The organism is Tabrizicola sp. M-4, assembly GCF_051132405.1.
Lineage (GTDB): Bacteria > Pseudomonadota > Alphaproteobacteria > Rhodobacterales > Rhodobacteraceae > Paragemmobacter.
In genome coordinates this window covers 194969-217382 of record NZ_CP128606.1, presented here as the reverse complement: position 1 = coordinate 217382, position 22414 = coordinate 194969, and the positions used below count along the sequence as shown (strand labels likewise).

27 protein-coding genes are annotated in these 22414 nt (G+C 67.3%); 10 read left to right on the top strand and 17 right to left on the bottom strand.

The annotated features are described in order from the left end of the window. Window positions 1-59: 59 nt before the first annotated feature. Complete coding sequence (locus tag TabM4_RS01150; RefSeq protein WP_434617226.1) at window positions 60-818, bottom strand: DUF1013 domain-containing protein; 759 nt, start codon at window positions 816-818, stop codon at window positions 60-62. Between the two features lie 124 nt (window positions 819-942). On the opposite strand from TabM4_RS01150, the gene TabM4_RS01145 reads away from it, so the two are divergent. Both TabM4_RS01145 and TabM4_RS01140 read left to right on the top strand, forming a co-directional pair. Further along, window positions 943-1578 carry a ribonuclease T2 family protein gene (locus TabM4_RS01145; protein ID WP_434617223.1) on the top strand — a complete coding sequence of 212 codons (636 nt, stop codon included), beginning with the start codon at window positions 943-945 and terminating at the stop codon, window positions 1576-1578. Between the two features lie 77 nt (window positions 1579-1655). Beyond that, window positions 1656-2111 carry a host attachment protein gene (locus TabM4_RS01140; protein WP_434617220.1) on the top strand — a complete coding sequence of 152 codons (456 nt, stop codon included), beginning with the start codon at window positions 1656-1658 and terminating at the stop codon, window positions 2109-2111. A 3-nt stretch (window positions 2112-2114) separates the two neighbouring features. Here TabM4_RS01140 and TabM4_RS01135 read toward each other — a convergent pair whose 3' ends face one another. Together TabM4_RS01135 and TabM4_RS01130 are read right to left on the bottom strand one after the other, a co-directional pair. Continuing rightward, complete coding sequence (locus TabM4_RS01135; protein WP_434617217.1) at window positions 2115-3104, bottom strand: NAD(P)H-quinone oxidoreductase; 990 nt, start codon at window positions 3102-3104, stop codon at window positions 2115-2117. A 15-nt stretch (window positions 3105-3119) separates the two neighbouring features. Then, the gene (locus TabM4_RS01130; RefSeq protein WP_434617213.1) at window positions 3120-3824 is read right to left on the bottom strand and encodes a COQ9 family protein; all 705 of its coding nucleotides are present in this window, start codon (window positions 3822-3824) and stop codon (window positions 3120-3122) included. A gap of 106 nt (window positions 3825-3930) precedes the next feature. On the opposite strand from TabM4_RS01130, the gene rpsU reads away from it, so the two are divergent. Beyond that, window positions 3931-4137, top strand: coding sequence for a 30S ribosomal protein S21 (gene rpsU, locus TabM4_RS01125; RefSeq protein ID WP_023666753.1), 207 nt, complete (start codon window positions 3931-3933; stop codon window positions 4135-4137). 410 nt (window positions 4138-4547) lie between these two features. On the opposite strand, the gene TabM4_RS01120 is transcribed toward rpsU, so the two are convergent. Next, window positions 4548-5009, bottom strand: coding sequence for an Lrp/AsnC family transcriptional regulator (locus TabM4_RS01120; RefSeq protein ID WP_434617208.1), 462 nt, complete (start codon window positions 5007-5009; stop codon window positions 4548-4550). A gap of 155 nt (window positions 5010-5164) precedes the next feature. Here TabM4_RS01120 and ald point away from each other — a divergent pair, with 155 nt between their 5' ends. Continuing rightward, window positions 5165-6283, top strand: coding sequence for an alanine dehydrogenase (gene ald / locus TabM4_RS01115; RefSeq protein ID WP_434617205.1), 1119 nt, complete (start codon window positions 5165-5167; stop codon window positions 6281-6283). Window positions 6284-6339: 56 nt separating this feature from the next. On the opposite strand, the gene mscL is transcribed toward ald, so the two are convergent. From mscL to mobA, 5 genes are all read right to left on the bottom strand, one after another. Then, a complete protein-coding gene (mscL, locus tag TabM4_RS01110; RefSeq protein ID WP_434617203.1) occupies window positions 6340-6765 on the bottom strand; it encodes a large conductance mechanosensitive channel protein MscL in 426 nt (141 codons plus the stop codon). Between the two features lie 148 nt (window positions 6766-6913). Next, window positions 6914-7495, bottom strand: coding sequence for a GNAT family N-acetyltransferase (locus TabM4_RS01105; protein WP_434617200.1), 582 nt, complete (start codon window positions 7493-7495; stop codon window positions 6914-6916). A 4-nt stretch (window positions 7496-7499) separates the two neighbouring features. After that, complete coding sequence (locus TabM4_RS01100) at window positions 7500-8354, bottom strand: molybdopterin guanine dinucleotide synthesis (protein ID WP_434617198.1); 855 nt, start codon at window positions 8352-8354, stop codon at window positions 7500-7502. Further along, complete coding sequence (gene mobB / locus TabM4_RS01095) at window positions 8351-8842, bottom strand: molybdopterin-guanine dinucleotide biosynthesis protein B (protein WP_434617196.1); 492 nt, start codon at window positions 8840-8842, stop codon at window positions 8351-8353. The genes TabM4_RS01100 and mobB overlap by 4 nt, the downstream gene beginning before the upstream one ends. Continuing rightward, complete coding sequence (mobA, locus tag TabM4_RS01090) at window positions 8839-9429, bottom strand: molybdenum cofactor guanylyltransferase MobA (RefSeq protein ID WP_434617194.1); 591 nt, start codon at window positions 9427-9429, stop codon at window positions 8839-8841. The genes mobB and mobA overlap by 4 nt, the downstream gene beginning before the upstream one ends. Before the next feature lie 69 nt (window positions 9430-9498). Here mobA and TabM4_RS01085 point away from each other — a divergent pair, with 69 nt between their 5' ends. Further along, complete coding sequence (locus TabM4_RS01085; RefSeq protein ID WP_434617191.1) at window positions 9499-10200, top strand: AzlC family ABC transporter permease; 702 nt, start codon at window positions 9499-9501, stop codon at window positions 10198-10200. Further along, window positions 10197-10535, top strand: coding sequence for an AzlD domain-containing protein (locus TabM4_RS01080; RefSeq protein ID WP_434617188.1), 339 nt, complete (start codon window positions 10197-10199; stop codon window positions 10533-10535). Before TabM4_RS01085 ends, TabM4_RS01080 begins: the two co-directional genes overlap by 4 nt. Here the strand turns inward: TabM4_RS01080 and TabM4_RS01075 are convergent. The 5 genes from TabM4_RS01075 to TabM4_RS01055 all read right to left on the bottom strand — a co-directional run bounded on the left by TabM4_RS01075 (window position 10520) and on the right by TabM4_RS01055 (window position 14705). Next, complete coding sequence (locus TabM4_RS01075) at window positions 10520-11128, bottom strand: hypothetical protein (RefSeq protein WP_434617186.1); 609 nt, start codon at window positions 11126-11128, stop codon at window positions 10520-10522. The genes TabM4_RS01080 and TabM4_RS01075 overlap by 16 nt on opposite strands. A 34-nt stretch (window positions 11129-11162) precedes the next feature. After that, a complete protein-coding gene (locus TabM4_RS01070) occupies window positions 11163-11309 on the bottom strand; it encodes an aa3-type cytochrome c oxidase subunit IV (RefSeq protein ID WP_434617183.1) in 147 nt (48 codons plus the stop codon). Window positions 11310-11386: 77 nt separating this feature from the next. After that, entirely contained in the window at window positions 11387-11869 is a 483-nt protein-coding gene (locus TabM4_RS01065) for a DUF6173 family protein (RefSeq protein ID WP_434617180.1), read from the bottom strand. A gap of 76 nt (window positions 11870-11945) precedes the next feature. Further along, window positions 11946-12977: an MBL fold metallo-hydrolase gene (locus tag TabM4_RS01060; RefSeq protein ID WP_434617178.1), complete on the bottom strand. Its 1032-nt coding sequence runs from the start codon at window positions 12975-12977 to the stop codon at window positions 11946-11948. 24 nt (window positions 12978-13001) lie between these two features. Further along, window positions 13002-14705, bottom strand: coding sequence for an acyl-CoA dehydrogenase family protein (locus TabM4_RS01055; protein ID WP_434617176.1), 1704 nt, complete (start codon window positions 14703-14705; stop codon window positions 13002-13004). Window positions 14706-14834: 129 nt separating this feature from the next. Here TabM4_RS01055 and TabM4_RS01050 point away from each other — a divergent pair, with 129 nt between their 5' ends. Then, the gene (locus tag TabM4_RS01050) at window positions 14835-15788 is read left to right on the top strand and encodes an L-threonylcarbamoyladenylate synthase (RefSeq protein WP_434617173.1); all 954 of its coding nucleotides are present in this window, start codon (window positions 14835-14837) and stop codon (window positions 15786-15788) included. A 99-nt stretch (window positions 15789-15887) separates the two neighbouring features. On the opposite strand, the gene TabM4_RS01045 is transcribed toward TabM4_RS01050, so the two are convergent. Further along, complete coding sequence (locus tag TabM4_RS01045) at window positions 15888-16952, bottom strand: hypothetical protein (RefSeq protein ID WP_434617170.1); 1065 nt, start codon at window positions 16950-16952, stop codon at window positions 15888-15890. A gap of 29 nt (window positions 16953-16981) precedes the next feature. Beyond that, a complete protein-coding gene (gene greA / locus TabM4_RS01040; RefSeq protein ID WP_434617168.1) occupies window positions 16982-17452 on the bottom strand; it encodes a transcription elongation factor GreA in 471 nt (156 codons plus the stop codon). Between the two features lie 297 nt (window positions 17453-17749). Between greA and TabM4_RS01035 the strand changes: the two genes are divergently transcribed. The 3 genes from TabM4_RS01035 (at window position 17750) to TabM4_RS01025 (ending at window position 22077) form a co-directional block, all read left to right on the top strand. Beyond that, complete coding sequence (locus TabM4_RS01035; protein WP_434617165.1) at window positions 17750-19396, top strand: 4Fe-4S dicluster domain-containing protein; 1647 nt, start codon at window positions 17750-17752, stop codon at window positions 19394-19396. Window positions 19397-19529: 133 nt separating this feature from the next. Beyond that, the gene (locus tag TabM4_RS01030; RefSeq protein ID WP_434617162.1) at window positions 19530-21242 is read left to right on the top strand and encodes a tetratricopeptide repeat protein; all 1713 of its coding nucleotides are present in this window, start codon (window positions 19530-19532) and stop codon (window positions 21240-21242) included. After that, window positions 21229-22077 (top strand): 4-(cytidine 5'-diphospho)-2-C-methyl-D-erythritol kinase, encoded by an 849-nt coding sequence (locus tag TabM4_RS01025; protein WP_434617159.1) that lies wholly within the window; start codon window positions 21229-21231, stop codon window positions 22075-22077. Before TabM4_RS01030 ends, TabM4_RS01025 begins: the two co-directional genes overlap by 14 nt. Here TabM4_RS01025 and TabM4_RS01020 read toward each other — a convergent pair whose 3' ends face one another. Continuing rightward, window positions 22078-22404: a hypothetical protein gene (locus tag TabM4_RS01020; protein ID WP_434617155.1), complete on the bottom strand. Its 327-nt coding sequence runs from the start codon at window positions 22402-22404 to the stop codon at window positions 22078-22080. Window positions 22405-22414 lie beyond the last annotated feature (10 nt).

Genomic DNA, 22414 nt, shown 5'->3' with positions numbered 1-22414 from the left:
AAAGGAAAGGGCCGGTGGCATCGCTGCCCCGGCCCCTGGCTCATCGCGCAATCCGCGCCTTAGCGGCGGCGGTTGTCATCCTCGTCCTCGTCCTCGTCGTCATCCGACTGCGGCAGGTTGAAGAAGCTTTCGGCATCCGAGAAATCTGCAGGCTTCTCTTCGCGTTCCGACAGGGTGAAAGCCTCCAGCCCGGCGATGGAGGAGGGCATCTTCGCCTCGGGCGACATGCCCAGCGACTGTTCGGTCGACACCAGTTTCCGACGTTCGTCATCCGACATGACGGTGCCTTCGGCAGCCTTCTTGCGGGCGGCCTGCTGCACGGCGGTATCAAGCTCCGACTGGCGGCAGAGGCCCAGCGCGACCGGGTCGATGGGGGTGATGTTGTTGATGTTCCAGTGGGTGCGTTCGCGGATCGACTGGATCGTGGGCTTGGTGTTGCCCACCAGCTTACCGATGGCCCCATCCGACAGTTCGGGGTGGAACTTCACCAGCCAGAGGATGGCCGCCGGGCGATCCTGACGCTTGGACAGCGGCGTATAGCGCGGACCGCGGCGCTTTTCCTCGCCCACGGCGGCCTGATTGTGCTTCAGCTTCAGCTTGTAAAGCGGGTCGGCCTGACCCTTCTCGATCTCGACCGCGTCAAGCTGGTTGTTGGCGATGGGATCAAAGCCCTTCACCCCGGTGGCCACGTCGCCATCGGCAATCCCCTGCACCTCAAGTTCGTGCATCCCGCAGAAATCGGCGATCTGCTTGAAGGACAGGGTGGTGTTGTCCACGAGCCAGACGGCAGTGGCCTTTGCCATGAGCGGTTTGTTCATAGGATTGCTCCTTGCAATATCTCTCTCGGGCCGGGAAATCGGCTGCGACCGGGGCCGCCATTCCACGATTTCGGGGAAGTTCAGGGCGGGATATAGTCGTTTCCGACGACGGAGGAAAGTGAAAATGCGCGTGATCCAACTGCTGCTGCTGGCCCTGATGGCCGCCGCACCGGCCCGGGCCGAAGGGGAAAGGGCCGGGGATTTCGACTATTACGTGATGGCGCTGTCATGGTCGGCCACTTGGTGCGCGCTGGAAGGCGATGCGCGGGACGATCCGCAATGCGATCCGGGGCGTGGGATTGATTTCGTGCTGCATGGCCTCTGGCCGCAATACGAGGAGGGCTGGCCGTCTTTCTGCCGGACGGGCGCGCGCGATCCGTCGCGGGCGATGACGGCGGCGCAGGCGGATGTCTTTGGCGGGGCGGGCGCGGCCTTCTATCAGTGGAAGAAGCACGGCCGCTGTTCGGGCCTGTCGGCGGCGGAGTTCTACGACACCGCCCGCGAGGCCTTTGAACGGGTGGCGGTGCCCGCGCCCCTGCAGGGGCTGTCGCGCGACATCCGCGTCGAGGCGGATGTGATCGAGGATGCCTTTCTTGAGGCGAATCCGGAGCTTGCACCGGAAGGCGTGGTGGTGACCTGCCGGTCGGGCATGGTGCAGGAGGTGCGGATCTGCCTGACCAAGGATCTGGAATTCCGCGATTGCGGCGGCGATGTGGGCCGCGTCTGCCGGGGCGTCGCGGGGATGGAGGCCGTGCGCTGAACCTTGCGCCAGATCATGGCGCGGGGGCCGGGGACGGCGTTCAATCACCGCATTGATCACCCGGGAAAGGACAGGACATGGCACTTCTGGCAAAGGGAACATGGGTTCTGGTGATGGACGAGGAACGCGCCATCCTTCTGGAGAATGGCGGCACGGTGGACGCCCCCAATCTGCACGAGGTGGAGCGCATGGCGGCAGAGCCGCTGGCCCCCTACAGCGACAGGCCCGGCCGGGCCTATGACGTGGGCAAGAACCAGAGATCGGCGATGGAACAGCCAGATCTTGATCGCCTTGGTGGGGAAAGGCTGGCCGCGCAGGTGGTGGCGCATCTGCGCAAGGTCGCGGGCGACAGGCCGCTGGTGATTGCCGCCCCGCCACAGGTGCTGGGCGCGGTGCGGGATGAGTTGGACCGTCAGGGTGCGCTGTCGGGGCCTGCCAAGCTGAACCTGCTTTGCACGGTGGACAAGACGCTTACGGGGCATCCCCCGGCCAAGTTGCCGCCCATCATTCAGGCGGCGCTGGACGGGGTGTGACCGCTATTCCACCTTGAGGACGATCTTGCCCACATGCCCGCTGCTTTCCATGCGGGCATGTGCGGCGGCGGCCTGTTCGAGGGGGAATTCGCTGTCCATAACGGGGCGGAACTTGCCCGCCGCGATCATCGGCCAGACATGCGCCTCGACCTCGGCCGCGATGCGCGCCTTGGCGAGGTCGCTTTGCGGGCGCAGCGTCGATCCGGTGATCGTGAGGCGGCGCATCATCACCTCGGCGAAGTTCAACTCCACCCGCGGGCCTTGCAGGAAGGCGATCTGCACAAGGCGGCCTTCGGTGGCCAAGGCTTTGACATTGCGGGGCAAATAGCCGCCGCCGACCATGTCGAGGATCAGGTGCGCGCCGCCTTCGTCATGCATCATCGCAACGAAATCGCCGCTGCGGTAGTTCAGCGCCTTTTCCGCGCCAAGCGCTTCGCAGGCGGCGCATTTCTCATCCGATCCGGCGGTGGTGAAGACCCGTGCGCCAAGGGCCTTGGCGATCTGGATGGCGGTGGTGCCGATGCCGGACGAACCGCCATGGACGAGGAAGCGTTCCCCCGCCTTGAGCCCGCCGCGCATGGCCACGTTGGACCAGACGGTGAAGCAGGTTTCGGGCAGGCAGGCGGCCTCACGCATCGACAGCCCCTCGGGGATGGGCAGGGCATGAGCCTCGGGCGTGGTGACATATTCGGCATAGCCACCGCCCGGAAGCAGGGCGCAGACCTTGTCGCCGATGCTGTAGCGGGTGACGCCGGGCCCGATTTCCACGACGGTGCCCGATGCCTCCAGCCCCGGCAGGGGCGAGGCATTGGCGGGCGGAGCATAGCTGCCCGCGCGTTGCAGGGCGTCGGGGCGGTTCACGCCCGCATAGGCCACGCGGATGACGATCTGGCCATGACCGGGGACCGGGACGGGGCGGGTGCAGGGTTTCAGCACATCCGGCCCGCCCGGTTCCGTGATTTCCACGGCGCGCATCGTGTGGGAAAGTTCCATTGGGATTCCTTGGGCTTAGCCTTGGCGGAAGCGGTCCATCATCTTGCCCGGCAGGTCATCGGGGACCGTCGGCACGCGCCATTTCTCCATCACCTTGGCGGGGCCTGCAAGGATGGCTTTGCCCAAAGGGTTTTCACGGAGCTTGGCCTTCAGGCTTTCGATCTGCATCACATCCGCGATGCGGCGGTCGAGGAAATCCCATGTCGCCTGATGGCCCGGGCTGTCATCGCCGAGCCAGTAAAGAACGGTGGAGCCGTAGACGGCCGAGAGCGTGGCGCGTTTGGAATACCAGTTCAGGTCGCGGGTCGTGTCGCCCAGCGCGGTCCAGATCGCATCCGCCGTGCCCCAGATCAGTTTCGCCCCTTCGGCGGCGTGCTGCAGCAGGGCGAAAAGCGTGGTGCCGCGGCGGACGAGTTCGCGATCCTCGACCAGATCGAGGCGGGTGCGGATGGCGAAGGCCACGCGGTCGCGGAAACGCATCTGGGAAAGGTCTGTCTTTCCAAGGGTTTCCACCATGCGGCGGTCGCCGTCCTTGTGGAAGGCAACGGCAAGGTCGATGCCGCCACGGGGATAGAGGGCGCGGGCAAGGCCTTCGGGCACGCCCGAATCGGCGATGGCGGCGCGCAGGGTGGTTTCGGACCAGCCGTCGAAGGGAACATGGGAAAGCGCCGCGTTCAGCACGGCTTCGCGGGCGTTTTCAGGGCTTTGCGGGCTTTCCATGGCAGTCTCCTTGGTGCGTCGGTGGACAGGCGGTCTTTCCTTTGTTATAGGGCGCGCGCCTGCACACTGTAGTGCAACTCTAACTTAGGAAGGTGGTGACAACCACATGCAGGTCAGCGTCCGCGACAATAACGTCGAACAGGCACTCCGTGCCCTGAAGAAAAAGCTCCAGCGCGAAGGCGTTTTCCGTGAAATGAAGCTCAAGCAGCATTTCGAGAAACCGTCCGTCAAGAAAGCGCGCGAGCAAGCCGAAGCGGTCCGCCGTGCGCGCAAACTCGCGCGCAAGAAGGCACAACGCGAAGGCGCTCTCTGAGGCGTTAAGCGAACGATGGGGCAGCGATGCCCGCCCGATCAACCCCCGTCCGCAAGGCCGGGGGTTTTTCATTGCGCCGGGGCTTAAGGATTTCCGTTTTTCTGTGACTTTACGCGGGGATGGCGGAAAATGACCGTGCCACAGCCGGTGCCGTGAACCGTACCGCAAAGTGTACATACAAATTCGGGCAGATTTCTGGTCTGAGTCATGGTTAACGGTGCGCCTGTGCGGAGTCGGGGAGACGATTTCTGACGCAGAAATCGCGGCGAAATCTGACGCAGATTTCGCTTTGCGGTCTTGGTGCGACGGGAAGGGGCCGAAATCTGCGTCAGATTTCGGGACGGAATTTGCGTCAAATTCCGTTTGGCGCGGGTGGAGGCGGTTGCGGGAATGGCGGGGAGACCCCCGCCCTACACGGCCAGCGCGGTTGTCTGGACCACGGTTCGCAACGCGAAGGAAGAATGCATCTGCCGCACGCCCGGCAAGCGGGACAGGTATTGGCGGTGGATGCGGGCGAAATCCTCGGTGTCCTGCGCCATGATCTTGAGCAGGTAATCCGCCTGCCCCGCCATCAGGTGGCATTCGAGGATGTCGGGAATCTTGGCCACCTCGCGTTCGAAGGCGTCGAGCAATTCGTCAGCCTGACCCTGCAGCGTGATTTCCACATAGACCGTCGTCGGGCGGCCAAGACGGCGCGGGTCGAGCAGGGCCACGTAGCGGGCGATGAACCCCTCTTCCTCCAGCCGTTGCGTGCGGCGGTGGCAGGCCGAGGGCGAGAGGTTCACACGTTCCGACAATTCGGCATTGGTGATGCGGCCTTCCTTCTGCAGGACGGTGAGGATGCGGCGGTCAGTTGCGTCTAGTTCTGACATCGTGGAAGAAACCTTCGCCTTGAGGGCCGATTGCGATGAAATCTACCGCAGCGGACCATGCGCGTCATGCAGAAATCAAAGAAACGGCGGGAAAGCTGACGGAAGCTTTTTCCACAGCGGGCCGTGTCGTGCCCGGAACGGGAGGAAGCAATCAGATGAAGATCGGATGTCCGAAGGAGATCAAGCCGCAGGAATTCCGCGTCGGCATGACGCCCATCGCGGCGCGCGAGGCGGTGGCGCATGGGCATGAGGTGCTGGTGGAAACCGGCGCGGGCCTTGGCGCGGGGTTTGCCGATGCCGATTACGTCGCGGCGGGGGCGACCATCGCCGCCGATGCGGCGGAGGTCTTTGCCAAGGCCGAGATGGTGGTGAAGGTGAAGGAGCCGCAGGCGGTGGAGCGGGCGCGGCTGCGCGAGGGGCAGGTGCTGTTCACCTATCTGCATCTGGCGCCGGACCCGGAGCAGACCAAGGACCTGCTGGCATCGGGCGTGACGGCCATCGCCTATGAGACGGTGACGGATGACCGGGGCGGGCTGCCGCTGCTGGCGCCGATGTCCGAGGTGGCCGGGCGGCTGGCGCCGCAGGTGGGCGCATGGACGCTGCAGAAGGCCAATGGCGGGCGCGGGGTTCTGATGGGCGGCGTGCCGGGCGTGTTGCCCGCGAAGGTGGTGGTGATCGGCGGCGGCGTGGTCGGCACGCAGGCGGCGCGTGTGGCGGCGGGGATGGGGGCGGATGTCACCATCCTTGACCGGTCGGTGCCGCGGCTGCGCTATCTGGACGACATCTTCCACGGCACGGTGAAGACGGGCTATGCCAGCGCGGGCCTGACGGCGGAACTGGTGGCGGAGGCGGACATGGTGATCGGCGCGGTGCTGATCCCCGGTGCCGCCGCGCCGAAGCTGGTGACGCGGGCGCAACTCAAGACGATGAAGCCGGGGGCGGCGATCGTGGATGTCGCCATCGATCAGGGCGGGTGTTTCGAGACGTCGCGCGCCACCACCCATCAGGACCCGATCTATGAGGTGGACGGCATCCTGCATTACTGCGTGGCGAACATGCCCGGCGCGGTGGCGCGGACCTCAACGCTGGCGCTGGGGAATGCGACGATGCCCTTCATGCTGGCCTTGGCCGACAAGGGGTGGAAGCGGGCCTGCGCCGAGGACCGGCATCTTCTGAACGGGCTGAACACGCACAAGGGCAAGCTGACCTATGCGGCGGTGGGCGCGGCCTTGGGCCTGCCCTCGATCACCGGGGCGGAGGCGCTGGCGATCTGATGCGAAGGGGGGCCGCGGGTTCACCCGCGGCCCACCTTGCCTTGCGGTGGAGGACGTCACTTCTTCAGCGCGTCGCGGATTTCCATCAGGATATCCAGTTCGGTCGGACCGGCCGGGGCGGCGGCGGCCTCGGCGGCCTCTTTCTTGGCGGTGGCCTCCTTCAGCTTGTTCACCGCCTTGACCAGCAGGAACACCACCCAGGCGATGATCAGGAAGTTGATCACGGCGGTGATGAAGGCCCCATAGGCAAAGACCGGGGCGCCTGCGTCGCGGGCGGCGGCCAGCGAGGCCGGGTTGGTGCCCGAAAGGTCGATGAACAGGTTCGAAAAGTCCACGCCACCGGTGATGAGGCCGATGATCGGGTTGATCAGGTCCCCCACGAGCGAGTTGACGATGGCGGTGAAGGCCGCGCCGATGATGATACCGACGGCAAGGTCGACGACATTGCCGCGGGCGATGAACGTCTTGAATTCGTTAAGCATTCCACGGTTCCCATTGTTATGGTTCTTGGTTCCGCCCCTTGGATGGGGCGGCATCTGTCCCTGTGCGCGTTAGGCACGGCGCACAGTATGCAGAGAATGCATCCGATTTCATCGTAAAAATGCAATTCTTAGGGGGGAATGGTGCCGATCAGGTCGGGCGGATCATGGTATGGGCGGCGTTGAAGCCGAAGATCAGGCGCAGGGGGCCGATGCCTTCGGTCCGGTCCAGCACGAAGCCGCGCCTTTCGTAAAGGGCGCGGGCGCGCAGGTTGGTATCCACCACGTCAAGGCGGACGGCATCATAGCCGCGGGCGCGCCCCTCGGCCACGATCGCCTCGAGCAGGGCGGTGCCGACGCCCTGCCCGCGGGCGGAACCGGCGACGCAGAGCCCGTCGAGGAGGAAGCGTTCGGCATCGGCGTCATTGCCCAGAAGGCGCAGCAGCATGGTGCGCCAGCGGCCTCCGAAGGTGCCGTAGATGGCGCGCAGGTCATCCTCGCTGCCGCCGGCGAAGCTGCCCTCGGGCGTCTTGAACCCGGCGAGGCCGACGAGGCGGCCATCGCGGGCGAAGGCGGTGAGGCAATGATCGGCGCGCATGACACGGTGCAGATAGACCAGCGCCAGCCGTTCGGGACCAAGGACGCGGCCCAGCTTGGGGCCGAAGGCCTGCCAGTAGAGCAGGGCCGCCTCTTGGCGGAGATGGTCAGGCAGGCCCTGTTCGATGCGGATCATGGCGTCAGTCCTTGGCGGCGCCCATCAGCGCCGCCTCGTGCCCTGCCCCCAGAATCCAGCCTTCCTCGGCGCTGTCGGGGGGAACGGTCAGAAGCGGAGCCAGCAGGCCCTGTGATGACAGACTGTGCAAGGCACGCGCCAGAAGCAAGACCTGAGCGCGGTCCTTGATGCCCTCATGTTGAGAAACGAGGGGGGCGAGGAGGGAGGGGTAGACCTCGGCCAGCAGCACCGGGGCGGCGGGCGCGCCGTCGAAGGGCCAGACGGCAACGCCGGGGCGTTGCGACAGGCGGTGGATCATCGGCAGGCCCATGAGGGCCTGAGAGCCGACGGAGCCGGTGGTGAAGAGTTTCCAGACGGGCTGGGCGCGGGGAACGCGGCGTTCCACGGCGCGGCGTTCGGGCAGGCCGAGGGCCGCATAATCGACGGTCTTGCGTTCGGGCAGGTCGGGCAGCGGCTGGCTGGCGGGGCGGCCCCAGAAGGGGCCGGGGCCGAAGCGGGCATTGATGGAGGCGGCGACGGCGAAGCGGTTGTTGCGGTTGCCCGCATCGGTGATCTGCCCGGCCAGCCAGCGCCAGATGGCGCGGGGGTCGGCCTGCCCGGTGAGGCGGGCGGCGAAGCCTGCGGGATAGCCCATCGGGAAATCGAAGCCGATCAGGAGGCGGCGGTTGGCGGCGGTCTCTTGCGCGATCAGCGCGAGGAGGCGTGCCTCGGCATCGGCGCGGGTGCGGAAATACCGCGCCTCGGTTCCGGCGGCGGTGGCGGTGCCGATCCAGATGGCATTGGCGGAGGGCCGGGCGGGCGAGGGGCCGTTGGTGGCGGACCAGTCGACGATGGCGACGGTGTCGAAGGCGGCACTCAAAGGCCGACCTCGGAGAGGATGAAATCCGCCACCGCGCGGGTGTCGTTCAGATCGAGGACGGGGACGGAAAGCGAGAGGCCCGTTGCATCGGTGGCCACGGCGCGGACCAGCGGGTCGCCGGTCTGGATGAGGTCATGCCCCGTTTCGCGGCGCCAGACTTCCACCTTGCGGTGGCTGTCGCGTTTGTAGCCTTCGACCAGCACCAGATCGACGGGGGAGAGGCGGGCCAGAACGGCGGAAAGGTCGGGTTCGGGGCCGCGATGTTCCACCATCAGGGCGAAGCGGTCCTTGGAGGCCAGCACCACCTCGCGCGCGCCGGCCTGACGGTGGCGGAAGGTGTCCTTGCCCGGTTGGTCGAGGTCGACGTCGTGATGCACATGCTTGACCGTGGAGACGGAGAAGCCGCGCGCCGTGATCTCGGCCACCAGACGTTCCATCAGGCTGGTCTTGCCGGAATTCTTCCAGCCGATGACGCCGTAGACCCTCATGCCGCGCCCCGGATGCGGGCCTCGGCCATCGCGAGGTCTTCGGGGGTGTTGAGGTTGGCGAAGGCCCCGTCATCGGGGAAATCGGCGCGGGCGGCGTGGAGGCTGTCGGCAAAGCTGCGGACGCGCGCCTTTTCGCCGCTGGCGAGGAAGGCGCGCAGGGCGGGGGCGGCCTTGGCGGGCCAGAGGCCGAAGGTCGGGTGATCGTTCCCGCCGGAGCGGGCGAGTGCGGCCCCCGTCCCTTCGGCCGCGAGCAGAAGGCGGGGCACGAGATCGGGCGGGAAGAAGGGCGCATCGACGGGAACGGAGACGAGATGCGTTGCGCCGAGAGGTGCCGCCCAGTCCAGCGCGGCGAGGAGGCCCGAGAGCGGGCCTTGCGAGGCATCGGCATCGGGCAGGATGGGCAGGCCGAAGCGGGCAAGCCGCGCCGGATCGCCATTCGCGCTGATGGCGAGGCGGTCGACCTGCGGCTCCAGCCGTTCCACGGCATGGGCGATGAGGGGGCGGCCCGCCAAGGGCAGCAGCGCCTTGTCGGCCCCGCCCATGCGGCGGCCCTGCCCGCCTGCGAGGATCACTCCGAGAATCCGCATCGCTCTCCCTTCCCCTTCGCTGCAGGATGGCCTAAGCCCATCCGTGCGCAAGGTAAAGCGCGAGGCAGCATGTCCCCCATCCGCAAGGCCTTTCTCCGTGGCGTCGTTTCCGCCCTGCCGATGACCGTGGTCGTCGGGCCCTTCGCGCTGCTGTTCGGGGTGGTCGCGACGGAGGCCGGGTTGAACGTGGTGGAGACGATGCTGTTCTCTGTCTCGGTCTTTGCGGGGGCGTCGCAATTCGCGGCGCTTCAGACGATGCAGGAGAATGCGCCGGTTCTGGTGGTGCTGGCGACGGCGCTGGCGGTGAACCTGCGGATGGTGATGTATTCGGTGACGCTGGCCCCACATTTCGGGGAATTGCCGCTGCGGTCGCGGGCCTTGATGGCCTATTTCCTCGTCGATCAGAGTTTCGCCACAACGGTGGCCGAGATCGACCGAAATCCGGCGATGACCGCGTTGGAAAAACGGGCGGTGTTCTTCGGGGCGGTGGTGGCGGTGGCGCCGCTGTGGTTCCTTGCCTCGCTGGCGGGCGGGCTGGTGGGGCAGGCGATACCGCCCGACTATGCGCTGGATTTCGCGCTTCCGATCACCTTCCTTGCCATGGTCGCGCCGATGCTGCGCAGCCTGCCACATCTGGTGGCGGCGGGGGTGTCGATTGTGCTGTCGCTGGCCTTGGCAGGAATGCCCTATGGCACAGGCCTTCTGGTCGCGGCGGCGGTCGCGATGGCGGCGGGGGCGGCGCTGGAGCGGTGGCGGGAGATGCGGGGATGATCGACAAATCCACCTTCTGGATCGTCATGCCCGTGCTGGCGGTGGGGACCTATGCGATACGGTTCTCGTTTCTTGGGACGCTGGGGGCGCGTCCCCTTCCCGACTGGCTGACGCGCTGCCTGCGCTATACGGCGGTGGCGGTGCTGCCTGCGCTGGTGGCCCCCGGCGTGCTGTGGCCCGCGGCGACCGGGGGCGAGACAGACCCCGCGCGGCTGGCGGCGGCGCTGGTGACGCTGGGCGTGGGGCTGGTGACGCGCAGCACGATGGCCGCGATCCTTGCGGGGGGCGTCACGCTGTTTGCGCTACTGGCGCTGGTCGGTCAGAGCGGGGCCTGACTGGACTGCACCAGAAGGACGCCGTGGTTCTTGTCGGCGTCTTCGTCATAGATCACGCGGCCTGTGACGCCGGGGATCTTGGCGAAATCTTCCATCAACTTGTTCGGATACCATGTGTTGCGGATGGATTCGAAGCCCGGCACGCCGCGCAGGATGGAGGAGATGGAATTGGCGCATTGCGCCTTTGGCACGGCGCCATATTCCTTGGCCCGGCGCGCCACGAGATCGGCCACGCCCGGCGAGACGACGACGGTCTGTTCCACCACGCGGAAGGTTTCGCGGGCGTGGTAGTCGATGTAGAAGTTCACGATGCGCGGGGTGATCCCGTAATGCACGTCGTTGCGCTCCGGGATGCGGGGATGGTTCCACGTGCCCGCCGGATCGAACATGATCCTTTCGGAGTCGTTGATCATCAGCCCGCTATGCGCCCCCGCGCCCGAGCGGTTGTTGATCACCGTGAAGAGGGTGATCGCGTTCGGCCCGTCATGCACGTAGCGCGCCTGTTCCACCTGTTCGTCGGTGGCCCAGACGGAATCCGCGCCGCAGGCGGCAAGGTTCAGCAGGGCAAGCAGGGCGAGAACGGCACGAAACATGACTTTGTCCGGAAATGCGGGGGGCGCGTGCGCCTTAGGCGTTGGCCAGTGCGAGGAAGATCAGCAGGGCGATGATGATGATGACGCCCCATTGCGTGAACTTCATGAAGCCCGCGAAGGTCTTTTCCTGCGCGCGGATGTCCATGCTGCCCGGCTTGTACTCTTCGTGCTTGTCGGCCATGTCGGTTCCCTTTTGTCAGTCTTTCCCGGTGCGATAGCCGATTCAGGGCGCGCTGTCACCCCTCGCGGCGTCGCAGGTCAGACCGAGCCGTCGCCGGATTCGCCGCCCGCCCATTGCTGCATCATCTGGAAGCCGATCCGGCGCGGCGGTTCCTCGGGCTGGTCCTTGGGCACCGCGCGGAGGAGGACGTTGAGCTGGCTGACATGCTGGATGAGCTGGGTCTTCAGCCCGTCCTCGTCGCGGCCGTAGAAGGTGACGAGGTCGGGGTCGAAGAAGCCCACGCCTTCGATCGTGAGGATCCCCGCCTGCCCGCCGGTGAAGCCCATCGCCACCTCTTGCGAGGCGTCGAGCTGGGATTCGAAGTTCTGGATGTAGAGGATCAGGCGTTCATAGGCCCATTCGGCGGGGCTTTTCTCTTCGATCTTGCGGCGGGTGGCGGCCTTGGGCAGGGGCGCGGTTTCCAGTTGGCCGCATTGCGCGGGGTCGGAATGCACGGCCTTGGCGCGGGGCGTGGCTGCGGCCTTGGTCGCCTTGGCGGTGGTGGGGAGGTCTTTGGTCATGGGGATCGGGTTCCTTTGCGGGCAAGGGAACGGGATCGGGCGCGCGGGCGCAAGGGTTTTGCGCGGGGCGCGCGCGTCAGCGCGCCTGCCAGAGCCACGCGCCAGTGGGCGAGAGGTGGCGGGTGACCATGCCACGGGCGCGGAGGCAGTTCAGGTGGGCCACCGATTCGACCAGCGCCATGCCGAATTCCGGCCCGTCGATCTGCCTTTTGAACAGCGGAAGGAAGCAGTCGGCGGCGGTCTGCGGGGTGGCGAGGTGATCCAGCAGGCGGGAGAGCGCGCCTTCGTGATTGTCGATCATCTGGCGCAGGCGCAGGGGCAGGCCGGTGAAGGGCAGCTTGTGGCCGGGAAGGACGAGGTGGTCCTCCCGCGCGAGGGGCTGGAAGCGGGCGCAGCTTTGCAGCCATTCGGTCAGGGGGTCTGCCTCGGGTTCGGTGGGATAGACGCCGATATTGGCCGAGATGCCGGGAAGAAGCTGGTCGCCGCCAAGGATGAGGTGGTCGTCGAGGCTCCAGAAAGTGGCATGTTCGGGTGCGTGGCCATCGCCGCAGCGCACGCGCCAGCGTCGACCTGCGGCGGTGATGGTGTCGCCGTCGCGGATGCGGGTGAAGCCGGGGGGAAGGGGCGAGACGACATCGGCGAAGTTGAAGGGGCGGGTGGCGGCATAGGCCTGCAGCCGGTCGGGCGGGACGCCCGCGCGGCGCTGGAATTCCACCGCCTCTGGCAGTGGCAGGGGATGTTCGTCCAGCACCAGCATCCGGGCATAAAGCCATGAGGTGCGGGTGGTCACCAGTTCCGCGCCCCGCGACTGGAACCAGCCGGCAAGGCCGATGTGATCGGGGTGGTAATGGGTGACGATGACGCGGGTGACGGGCTTGCCCGCGAGCGGGCCTTGCAGGAGCGTCTCCCAGATCGCCTTGGCGCGTTTGGAGGCGAAGCCCGTGTCGACGATGGTCCAGCCCGCGCCATCGTCCAGCGCGAAGACGTTGACATGGTCCAGCGCCATGGGCAGCGGCAGGCGCAGCCAGAGGATGCCGGGCGCCACTTCATGCGCGGCCCCCTCGGCGGGCGGTGTGTCGAAGGGGTGGCGGATGCCTGTTTCGGTCATGGCACGGGCTTATGCCGCGCGGCCTTACGCGGCAAGGTCCTCCGGCGACAGGGCATAGAGTTGCGCGGCCCCTTCGCGGGCCTCGGCCAGATGGGCGGCATGGGCGGGCAGGAGGCGGCGGATCGCCACGCGGGCCAGCGCGGCCCGCGCCCCCCCGGCGACATGGGCCGCGCGCAGATGGGCATCCGCGCCAAGGACCAGCGCGAAGGCGCGCAGATAGGGGGCGGCCCCGGCGAAACGGTCCGTCAGGTCCTGTTTCAGCAGCGCCTCAGTGCCTTCGCGCAGCGCCTCGGCCGCGTTCCAGACATCGGTGGCAAGGTCGGGATGGGTGGCGCGGGCGGATTCGGCGGCGGCCTGCACCTCGTCGATCAGGGCGAAGGCGGCGGCCCCGCCATCGGACATCTTGCGCGCGGTCAGGTCCATCGCCTGAATGCCGTTGGTGCCTTCGTAGATCGATGTCACCCGCACGTCGCGGGCGAATTGCGCCGCACCCGTCTCCTCGACGAAGCCCATCCCGCCATGGATCTGCACGCCCAGTTGCGCCACCTCGTTGCCGGTATCGGTGCCATAGGCCTTGGCGATGGGGGTCAGGAGCGCGGCGCGGGCCTGCCATTCCGGCGCGCCGGTCGCCGCCGCCATGTCGATGGCGATGGCGCAGGAGAGCGCGATGGCGCGGGCGGAAAAGACCTGCGCGCGCATGGTGGCCAGCATCCGGCGCACGTCGGCATGGTCGGTGATCGGCGCGCGGCCCGTGGGCGTGCGGCCCTGCACCCGCCCCTCGGCATAGGCAAGCGCCTGCTGGAAGGCGGCCTCGGCCACGCCGACGCCCTGCACGGCGACGCCGAGGCGCGCGTTGTTCATCATGGTGAACATGGCGGCGAGGCCCCGATCCGCCTCGCCCACCAGCCAGCCCTGCGCGGCGTCATATTGCATGACGCAGGTGGGGCTGCCGTGCAGGCCCAGCTTGTGTTCAAGCGAGACGACGGAAAGGCTGTTGCGGCGGCCCGGGTTGCCTGCGGCATCGGGGATGAATTTCGGCACGAGGAAGAGGCTGATCCCCGCCGTTCCGGGCGCGGCATCGGGCAGGCGGGCCAGCACGAGATGGCAGATGTTCGGCAGGAAATCCGCATCGCCCCATGAGATGTAGATCTTCTGCCCGGTGACCGCATAGGTCCCGTCTCCCAGCGGTTCCGCCTTGGACCGCAGCGCGCCGACATCCGATCCAGCCTGCGGTTCGGTGAGGTTCATCGTGCCGCCCCATTCGCCGGAAATCAGTTTCGGCAGATAGGTGGCCCGCAGCGCGTCGGAGGCGTGATGTTCCAGCGCCTCGATCTGGCCCTGCGTCAGGAGCGGGCCGATCTGCAGGGCAAGGCAGGCACCCGCCATCATTTCGTTGACCACGGTGCCGAGCGCCAGCGGCAGGCCCATCCCGCCATTTTCCGGCCGGGCGGCCATGCCGATCCAGCCGCCTTGGGCGATTGCGCGATAGGCATCGGCAAAGCCCGGCGGCGTGCGGACGATGCCGTTCTCCAGCCGCGCGCCGACCTTGTCGCCGATGCGGTTGAGCGGCGCGAGGGTGGTTTCGCACAGGCGCGCGGCCTCGGCCAGAACGGCGCGGGCGGTTTCGGGCGTGGCCTCGGCAAAGCGGGGGGTGGCGGCAAGCCGGTCGAAGCCCAGCACCTGCGACAGGAGGAAATCGTGGTCGGCAAGGGGGGCGCGGTAGGGCATCGGACTTTCCTTCGGGTTCGCCGGGTGCGGGGCGGCTTGGCAAGGGGGCCGGGGCGCGCTAGGACACCTGATCTGTAAAGGATTGCAGGGCGGTAGCGCCCGCTCAAGCCCAACGCTGCGTCACGGGACATGATGGATACCGAAACCTTGCCCGCGACCGATGCGGGGCTGGCCCGCGCAGCGGGGCTGTTGCGCGGGGGTGCGTTGGTCGCCTTTCCGACCGAGACGGTCTATGGCCTTGGCGGCGATGCACGGAACGACCGGGCGGTGGCGGCGATCTTTGCCGCGAAGGGGCGGCCGAGTTTCAACCCGCTGATCGTGCATCTGCCCGATCTGGCGGCGGCGCGGACGGTGGCGGTGTTCGACGCGCGGGCCGAGGCGGTGGCGGCGGCCTTCTGGCCGGGGCCATTGACGCTGGTGCTGCCCTTGCGGGTGGAGGCGGGGATATCGCCGCTCGTGACGGCGGGCCTTGCAACGGTGGCGGTGCGGGTGCCTGCGCATCCGGTGGCGCAGGGGCTGTTGCGGGCCTTCGGCGGGCCGCTGGCCGCGCCTTCGGCCAATCCGTCGGGGAAGGTGTCGCCGACGCGTGCGGCGCATGTCCTTGCCGGGCTGGCGGGGCGGATCGCGGCGGTGGTGGATGGCGGCGATTGCGCCGTGGGGGTGGAATCGACGATCCTTGGCCTTGAGGGCGCGCCTGCGCTGCTGCGCCCCGGCGGGGTGACGGTTGAGGCGCTGGAGGCGGTGCTGGGCGCGCCGCTGGTGGCGGGCGGGTCGGAGGTACGGCCGAATGCGCCGGGGCAGTTGGCCAGCCATTACGCGCCGGGGGCCGCGGTGCGGCTGGAGGTGACGCGGCCGGAGGCGGGCGAGGTCTGGGTGGGGTTCGGCGACTGTCCGGGGGCGGCGCTGTCGCTTTCGGAGGCGGGCGATCCGGTGGAGGCGGCGGCGCGGCTGTTCCACATCCTGCGTGAGGCGGATGCGATGGCGGGGCCGGAGGGGCGCATCGCCTTTGCGCCGGTACACGAGGCGGGGCTGGGGCGGGCGATCAACGACAGGCTGCGGCGCGCGGCGGCCCCGCGGGGGTAGCAAAATTCTGACGCAGAATTTTGCACCGGAATTTGACGCAAATTCCGTCATCCCCTTGGCAGGGGATGTCATCGGGGGGCCGATGCCAGAAATGCCGCCTCAGTCGAAGATGCCCGTCACCCGCCCGAACAGCATGAAGGCCCGCGCGGTGCGGGTGTCGGCCAGTTCGGCGAGGTCGGCGTCGGAGGCGACCTTTTCGAATTCCTGAAAGATCTTGTCGAAGCTGCGCAGGAAATGGTGGGCCGCATCGCGAAACACGGTGTCTTCGCGCATCCGGGCCGCGGTGAGCGCGAGCGACGAGCGGTCGCGGATGCCCCCCAGCGCCGCGACGGCGCGGCCGCGTTCGCCCTGCGCGAAGCGGCGCCACATCTCGGGGCGGGCGCGTTCGGGGCGGAGGTCATCCATGTAGATGCCCTCTTGCGACAGGAGCGTCAGCACATCCTGCGCGGCGCGGATCAGCTTGGCCGTATTGCGGTCTTCCAGCGCGAGGCGGAGGGCGCGGAAACCTTCGCGGTCATCCGGATTGTCGGGGAAATTCATCGCGCGGACGAAATCGGTGACCGAAAGGGGGGTGCGCATCTCTTCCGCCGGGGTGCCCAGCGCGAGGGCGGGCTGTTCGTCCTGCGGCGCGGCGCGGGGCGGGGCGAGCGCGGTCTTGCGGTCGGCGGAGGGGACCGAGAGGCCGGGGTCGCGGCGGGTCTGGAAGGTGGCCAGCACGCCTGCCGCCTCTTTCGTGACCTGCGCCACCTCTTCCAGCTTTTGTTCCACCACCGGCTTGATGGCCGCCTGGGTCTGCTGCGACAGGAGATAGGCGTTGCGCATCGCGTCCACCGTGGCCTGAAGGCGCGCGGCCTCGGCCCGCAGGACGCGGACGGAGCGCAGCGTCGTCACCGCCGCCCAGATCAGCGCGAGCGGCAGGAAGACGACGAGCAGCGTCATGACAAGGCCCAGAAGGCCGCCGCCATCGGTGGCGGGAGAGATCAGCGCATAGGCGATGACCGCCACGACCCAGACCAGCGCGAGCAGGGCGGCGACGATCTCGGTCGGGCCGAAGGGAGGGCTGTCCTCGGCGCGGAGGAACAGCCCGAGGGGTTCTGGGACCCCACGGTCTAGCCCCGGACGCTCTGGCCCCGGACGCTCTGGCCTGTCGCGGTCTTCCGGCATTTTCTTTCCGAATCGTGTTTCGGGGGTGGTCAGAGATAGCGGATCGTCAGGATCTCATAGCTCTTCTGGCCGCCCGGAGTCTTCACCTCGACGCTGTCGCCTTCGTCCTTGCCGATCAGGGCGCGGGCGAGGGGGGAGCGGATGTTCAGCAGGCCGCGTTCGATGTCGGCCTCGGCCTCGCCCACGATCTGGTAGGTCTTTTCCTCGTCCGTGTCCTCGTCGACGATGGTGACCGTCGCGCCGAACTTGATCGCGCCCGAGAGTTTGGACGGATCGATGACCTCGGCCAGCGACAGCATCCCCTCCAACTCCTTGATGCGGCCTTCGATGAAGGACTGCTTTTCGCGGGCGGCGTGGTATTCGGCGTTCTCCGACAGGTCGCCATGTTCGCGCGCCTCGGCGATGGCGCGGATCACGGCGGGGCGTTCGACCGATTTCAGCGTCTTGAGTTCTTCGTCCAGCGCGGTGAAGCCCGCGCGCGTCATCGGAATCTTTTCCATTGGCCCCAACATAACAAAAGGAAGGCCACGGCCCTGTTTCCGGGGCAGTGGCGCGATCCGTCCAGCGATTGCCCGGATACCCAAGCCGACCAAGACGGCAAATGCAAGGCCCTGCGCGGGCGGAATGCGGAAAAGGGCGGCACATCCTGCAGCTTGGCCGCGCGCGGATGCCGCGAAGCGACATTGTGATGCCGCGTTCCGATTGACCCCTTGGCGCGGCATCGGCTAGGGGAATGCCAGCCGCCCGCAAGATTATTGCGCGGGCATGCAACGGGTATCGGGGAAGGAACAGGCGGAATGGCCGAGATCGTCCGTGAGTCGATGGAATATGACGTGGTGATCGTGGGGGCGGGCCCTGCCGGCCTGTCGGCGGCGATCCGTCTGAAGCAGCTTGACCCCGACATGTCGGTGGTGGTGCTGGAAAAGGGGTCCGAAGTCGGGGCGCATATCCTTTCGGGGGCCGTTCTGGACCCATCGGGGCTGGATGCGCTGCTGCCGGAGTGGCGCAGCATGGGCGCGCCGATCAAGACCGAGGTGAAGGAGGACAACTTCTATATCCTCGGCCCCGCCGGACAGGTGCGGATTCCGAATTTCCCGATGCCGCCGCTGATGAACAACCACGGGAATTACATCGTCTCGATGGCGAATGTCTGCCGCTGGATGGCGGGTGTGGCCGAGGGGCTGGGGGTGGAGATTTTCCCCGGCATGTCGGCGAGCCAGCTTGTCTATGAGGGCGACCGCGTGAAGGGTGTCGTGGCGGGCGAATTCGGGCGTGATCCGGAAACGGGAGAGCCGGGGCCGTCTTACGAGCCGGGGATGGAGTTGCACGGGAAATACGTCTTCCTTTCGGAAGGCGTGCGCGGGTCGCTTTCGAAGGAAGTGATCGCGAAATACGAGCTGTCCAAGGGTCACTGCCCGCAGAAGTTCGGCCTTGGCATGAAGGAAATCTGGGAGATCGACCCCGCGAAGCATCGCGAGGGGACGGTGACGCATACGATGGGCTGGCCGCTGGGTTCCAATGCGGGCGGCGGGTCCTTCATCTATCACATTGAGAACAATCAGGTTTACGTCGGTTTCGTCGTCCATCTGAATTACGAGAACCCGCATCTCTACCCCTATATGGAGTTCCAGCGGTTCAAGCATCATCCGATGGTGGCGGAACTGCTGAAGGGCGGGAAGCGCGTGGCCTATGGCGCGCGGGCGATTTCCGAAGGCGGCTGGCAGTCGATCCCCAAGATGGTGGCACCGGGCGTGGCGCTGCTGGGCTGTTCGGCGGGGCTGGTAAACGTGCCGCGCATCAAGGGCAACCACAACGCCATGCTGTCGGGCAAGGCGGCGGCGGAGGCCGCCCATGCCGCGATCAAGGCGGGGCGCGCGGGGGACGAGCTTTCGGCCTATGAGGCCGAGGTGCGGGGCGGCCCCATCGGCAAGGACCTGAAGAAGGTCCGGAACGTCAAGCCGCTGTGGTCCAAGTATGGTCTGGTGGCCAGCCTGATGGGCGGGGGCATCGACATGTGGGCCAACACGATCGGCCTGACAATCTTCGGCACCCTGCGGCATGGCAAGTCGGACGCGGCGGCGACGGGGCTGGCCAAGAACCACAAGCCGATCGACTATCCGAAGCCCGATGGCGTGCTGTCCTTCGACCGGCTGACCAACGTGGCCTATTCCTTCACCAACCATGACGAGGCGCAGCCTGCCCATCTGAAGTTGAAGGATGCGTCGGTCCCGATCTCGGTGAACCTGCCTAAATATGCCGAACCGGCGCAGCGTTACTGCCCGGCGGGGGTGTATGAGGTGCTGGGCGAGGGCAATGACGCGACCTTCCGGATCAACTTCCAGAACTGCGTGCATTGCAAGACCTGCGACATCAAGGACCCCAGCCAGAACATCAACTGGACCACGCCGCAGGGCGGGGGCGGGCCGAACTATCCCAACATGTGACGCGGTCTTCTGACATTTGCGTGTGAATCGGTGCGAAATGGCGGGCCGGGGCGGCGAAATCCCCCCGGCCCGATTGCCTATGTGCCGGGGCAAAGCTAGCCTTTGCGGAAATCCGAGACGAGGTCACTGATCCATGCCCATTCGCCCCAGCCGCCCCCTCGTTGCGATGGCGCTTGCTGCCCTGATGGCCCTGCCGGTGGCGGCGCAAGAGCGGGAGGGGAATGCCGGGGCCTATCTGGCCGCACGCATGGCTGCGATGGAGAACGACTATCGCGAGGCGGCGCTTTGGTACGGGCGGTTAATCGAAACGGGGTCGAACGATCCCGGCACGCTGGAAGGCGCGATGATCGCGCATCTGGGGATGGGCGAGATGGACCGCGCGGGGGAGTTGGCGCGGCAGATCATCCAGAAGGGCGGGCGCAGCCAGCCCACCTTTATCGCCATGCTGATCGACCAATCGGCGCGCGAGGATTACGCGCAACTCATCGCCAACATTCAGGCGGGGCGGTCGGTGGGCAAGCTGCTGGATGATCTGGTGACGGCATGGGCCAGGCTGGGCGACGGGCGGATGTCGGATGCCGTGGGCGCCTTTGACGCGATTGCCAAGGCGCCGGGGTTGGAGGCGTTCGGCCTGTATCACAAGGCATTGGCCTTGGCCTCGGTCGGGGATTTCGAAGGGGCGGACAACATCCTGTCAGGGCGCGAGGCGGGGACCATCGCCCTGATGCGGCGGGGGGCGATTGCCCATGCGCAGGTCCTGAGCCAGTTGGAGCGCAATGCGGATGCGCTGGCGCTTTTGGACCGGATGTTCGGGTCGGAGCCCGATCCGCAGATCGACGCGCTGCGGGCGCGGCTGGAGGCGGGGGAGCCCGTGCCCTTCGACGTGGTGCGCAATGCGAAGGACGGGATCGCGGAGGTGTTCTTCACCCTTGCCTCGGCCCTGCGTGGCGAGGCGGAGGATGGCTATACCCTCATCTATGCCCGTGCCGCCGCCTATCTGCGCGGCGATTTCAGCGAGGCGACGCTTCTTGCGGCGGGGCTGCTGGAAAGCCTCGGCCAGCCGGAACTGGCCGGAGAGGCCTATGCCGGTATCGCGCAGGACGACCCTGTCTACCATGTGGCCGAGATCGGGCGCGCGGATACCCTTCGTGCCAGCGGCAAGACAGAGGCCGCGCTGGAAGTGCTGCTGGCCTTGACCCGCAGCCATGGCAATCTGATCGAGGTGCATTCGGCCTATGCCGATGCGCTGCGCCGCGAGGAACGCTTTGCCGATGCGATCCCGGTCTACAGCCGCGCCATCGAGATGGTGGAGGAGCCGGAGCAACGGCATTGGACGCTGTTCTATTCGCGCGGGATCAGCAACGAACGCGCGGGCAAATGGCCGGAAGCCGAGGCCGATTTCCGCCGCGCGCTGGAATTGAACCCCGATCAGCCGCAGGTGTTGAACTATCTGGGCTATTCCTTTGTCGACCGGGGCGAGAACCTTGAAGAGGCGCTAGGGATGATCGAGCGCGCGGTCGCGGCGCAGCCGGATGCGGGTTACATCATCGACTCGCTGGCTTGGGCGCTGTTCCGGCTGGGCCGGTATGAGGAGGCGGTGGAGCCGATGGAGCGAGCGTCACTGCTGGAACCGGTCGATCCGGTGGTGACGGACCATCTGGGCGATGTCTATTGGGCCGTGGGGCGCAAGCTGGAAGCGCGGTTCCAGTGGCACCGGGCGCTGTCCTTCGAGCCGGAGGAGGATGAGGCCATCCGCATCAGGCGCAAGCTGGAGGTGGGGCTGGATGCCGTGCTGGCGGAAGAAGGGGCGAAGCCGCTGACCGAAGTGGCGAATGAAAGCAACTGAATTCGCGCCCGCCAAGATCAACCTTTGCCTGCATGTCACGGGGCGGCGGGCGGATGGGTATCATCTGCTGGATTCGCTGGTCGTCTTTGCCGGGGTGGGGGATCGGGTCAGCGGGACGCTGGAGGGTCCCCCATCACAGGGGGTGACGTCGCTGGAGGTGACGGGGCCGATGGCGGCGGGGCTGTCGGGTGAGGGAGACAACCTCGTTCTGCGCGCGGCGCGGGCGATGGGGGTTTCGGCGCGGATCGTGCTGGAAAAGCATCTGCCGGTGTCATCGGGCATCGGGGGCGGGTCGGCGGATGCCGCTGCCACGATGCGCCTGCTGGCGCGGCTGTCGGGGCGGGCGCTGCCCGATGCGGCCGCCGTGCTGGCGCTGGGGGCGGATGTGCCCGTCTGTCTGGCGGGGCGGCCCGCCCGCATGACGGGCATCGGCGAGGGGCTGGTCCCCCTGCCCCCCTTGCCGGAGGTTTGGCTGGTGCTGGCAAATCCCGGCGTTGCCGTTTCCACCCCCGCGATCTTCCGCGCGCTGGCGCGGGCCGACAATGCCCCCCTGCCCCGCGACCTGCCGCGTCTGCGCGGCGCGGCGGAACTGGCGGCCTTTGTGATGATGCAACGGAACGATCTGGAACCGCCCGCCCTGACGCTTGAACCCGTCATCGGGCGGGTGAAGGCCGCGCTTTCGGCCCAGCCCGGATGCCTGATGGCGCGGATGTCGGGATCGGGGGCGACCTGTTTCGGCCTGTTCGCGGACCCGCTGGCCGCAAGTGCCGCCGCCCGGGCGATCAGGACGGCGGAGCCGGGGTGGTGGGTCGCGGATGCGCCCCTTCTGACCTAGCTAGCCCCAGTCGTGACGGAAGGCCACCTCGCTGCCATCGGCGCGGCGCAGGGCGCGGGCCACGAATTCCGGCGGGAAACCCTCTTCCAGCGCGCCAAGGACGGTGACCTCTTCGCCCACCTCCACGGGCAGCGCATTCGGGCCGACATAGACGGTGACGACGCCGGTCCCATCCTTCAGGCGGAAGGCATCGGCATCGGTGATGCGCATCACCTTGCCGCTGACGGTGACGGGTTGGCCGCGCGGGGCCTTGGTGATGGGCACGGGGGCGGCGAAGGCGGCAGAGGCCGAAAGCAGGACGGCGGCCATCGCGGCGGAACGGATCATCGTCATCTCC

Bases quoted from the DNA above. Each gene is read 5' to 3' on its own strand.
- TabM4_RS01150 (WP_434617226.1), bottom strand. From the start codon at position 818: ATGAACAAACCGCTCATGGCAAAGGCCACTGCCGTCTGGCTCGTGGAC.
- TabM4_RS01145 (WP_434617223.1), top strand. From the start codon at position 943: ATGCGCGTGATCCAACTGCTGCTGCTGGCCCTGATGGCCGCCGCACCG.
- TabM4_RS01140 (WP_434617220.1), top strand. From the start codon at position 1,656: ATGGCACTTCTGGCAAAGGGAACATGGGTTCTGGTGATGGACGAGGAA.
- TabM4_RS01135 (WP_434617217.1), bottom strand. From the start codon at position 3,104: ATGGAACTTTCCCACACGATGCGCGCCGTGGAAATCACGGAACCGGGC.
- TabM4_RS01130 (WP_434617213.1), bottom strand. From the start codon at position 3,824: ATGGAAAGCCCGCAAAGCCCTGAAAACGCCCGCGAAGCCGTGCTGAAC.
- rpsU (WP_023666753.1), top strand. From the start codon at position 3,931: ATGCAGGTCAGCGTCCGCGACAATAACGTCGAACAGGCACTCCGTGCC.
- TabM4_RS01120 (WP_434617208.1), bottom strand. From the start codon at position 5,009: ATGTCAGAACTAGACGCAACTGACCGCCGCATCCTCACCGTCCTGCAG.
- ald (WP_434617205.1), top strand. From the start codon at position 5,165: ATGAAGATCGGATGTCCGAAGGAGATCAAGCCGCAGGAATTCCGCGTC.
- mscL (WP_434617203.1), bottom strand. From the start codon at position 6,765: ATGCTTAACGAATTCAAGACGTTCATCGCCCGCGGCAATGTCGTCGAC.
- TabM4_RS01105 (WP_434617200.1), bottom strand. From the start codon at position 7,495: ATGATCCGCATCGAACAGGGCCTGCCTGACCATCTCCGCCAAGAGGCG.
- mobB (WP_434617196.1), bottom strand. From the start codon at position 8,842: ATGAGGGTCTACGGCGTCATCGGCTGGAAGAATTCCGGCAAGACCAGC.
- mobA (WP_434617194.1), bottom strand. From the start codon at position 9,429: ATGCGGATTCTCGGAGTGATCCTCGCAGGCGGGCAGGGCCGCCGCATG.
- TabM4_RS01085 (WP_434617191.1), top strand. From the start codon at position 9,499: ATGTCCCCCATCCGCAAGGCCTTTCTCCGTGGCGTCGTTTCCGCCCTG.
- TabM4_RS01080 (WP_434617188.1), top strand. From the start codon at position 10,197: ATGATCGACAAATCCACCTTCTGGATCGTCATGCCCGTGCTGGCGGTG.
- TabM4_RS01075 (WP_434617186.1), bottom strand. From the start codon at position 11,128: ATGTTTCGTGCCGTTCTCGCCCTGCTTGCCCTGCTGAACCTTGCCGCC.
- TabM4_RS01070 (WP_434617183.1), bottom strand. From the start codon at position 11,309: ATGGCCGACAAGCACGAAGAGTACAAGCCGGGCAGCATGGACATCCGC.
- TabM4_RS01065 (WP_434617180.1), bottom strand. From the start codon at position 11,869: ATGACCAAAGACCTCCCCACCACCGCCAAGGCGACCAAGGCCGCAGCC.
- TabM4_RS01060 (WP_434617178.1), bottom strand. From the start codon at position 12,977: ATGACCGAAACAGGCATCCGCCACCCCTTCGACACACCGCCCGCCGAG.
- TabM4_RS01055 (WP_434617176.1), bottom strand. From the start codon at position 14,705: ATGCCCTACCGCGCCCCCCTTGCCGACCACGATTTCCTCCTGTCGCAG.
- TabM4_RS01050 (WP_434617173.1), top strand. From the start codon at position 14,835: ATGATGGATACCGAAACCTTGCCCGCGACCGATGCGGGGCTGGCCCGC.
- TabM4_RS01045 (WP_434617170.1), bottom strand. From the start codon at position 16,952: ATGCCGGAAGACCGCGACAGGCCAGAGCGTCCGGGGCCAGAGCGTCCG.
- greA (WP_434617168.1), bottom strand. From the start codon at position 17,452: ATGGAAAAGATTCCGATGACGCGCGCGGGCTTCACCGCGCTGGACGAA.
- TabM4_RS01035 (WP_434617165.1), top strand. From the start codon at position 17,750: ATGGCCGAGATCGTCCGTGAGTCGATGGAATATGACGTGGTGATCGTG.
- TabM4_RS01030 (WP_434617162.1), top strand. From the start codon at position 19,530: ATGCCCATTCGCCCCAGCCGCCCCCTCGTTGCGATGGCGCTTGCTGCC.
- TabM4_RS01025 (WP_434617159.1), top strand. From the start codon at position 21,229: ATGAAAGCAACTGAATTCGCGCCCGCCAAGATCAACCTTTGCCTGCAT.
- TabM4_RS01020 (WP_434617155.1), bottom strand. From the start codon at position 22,404: ATGATCCGTTCCGCCGCGATGGCCGCCGTCCTGCTTTCGGCCTCTGCC.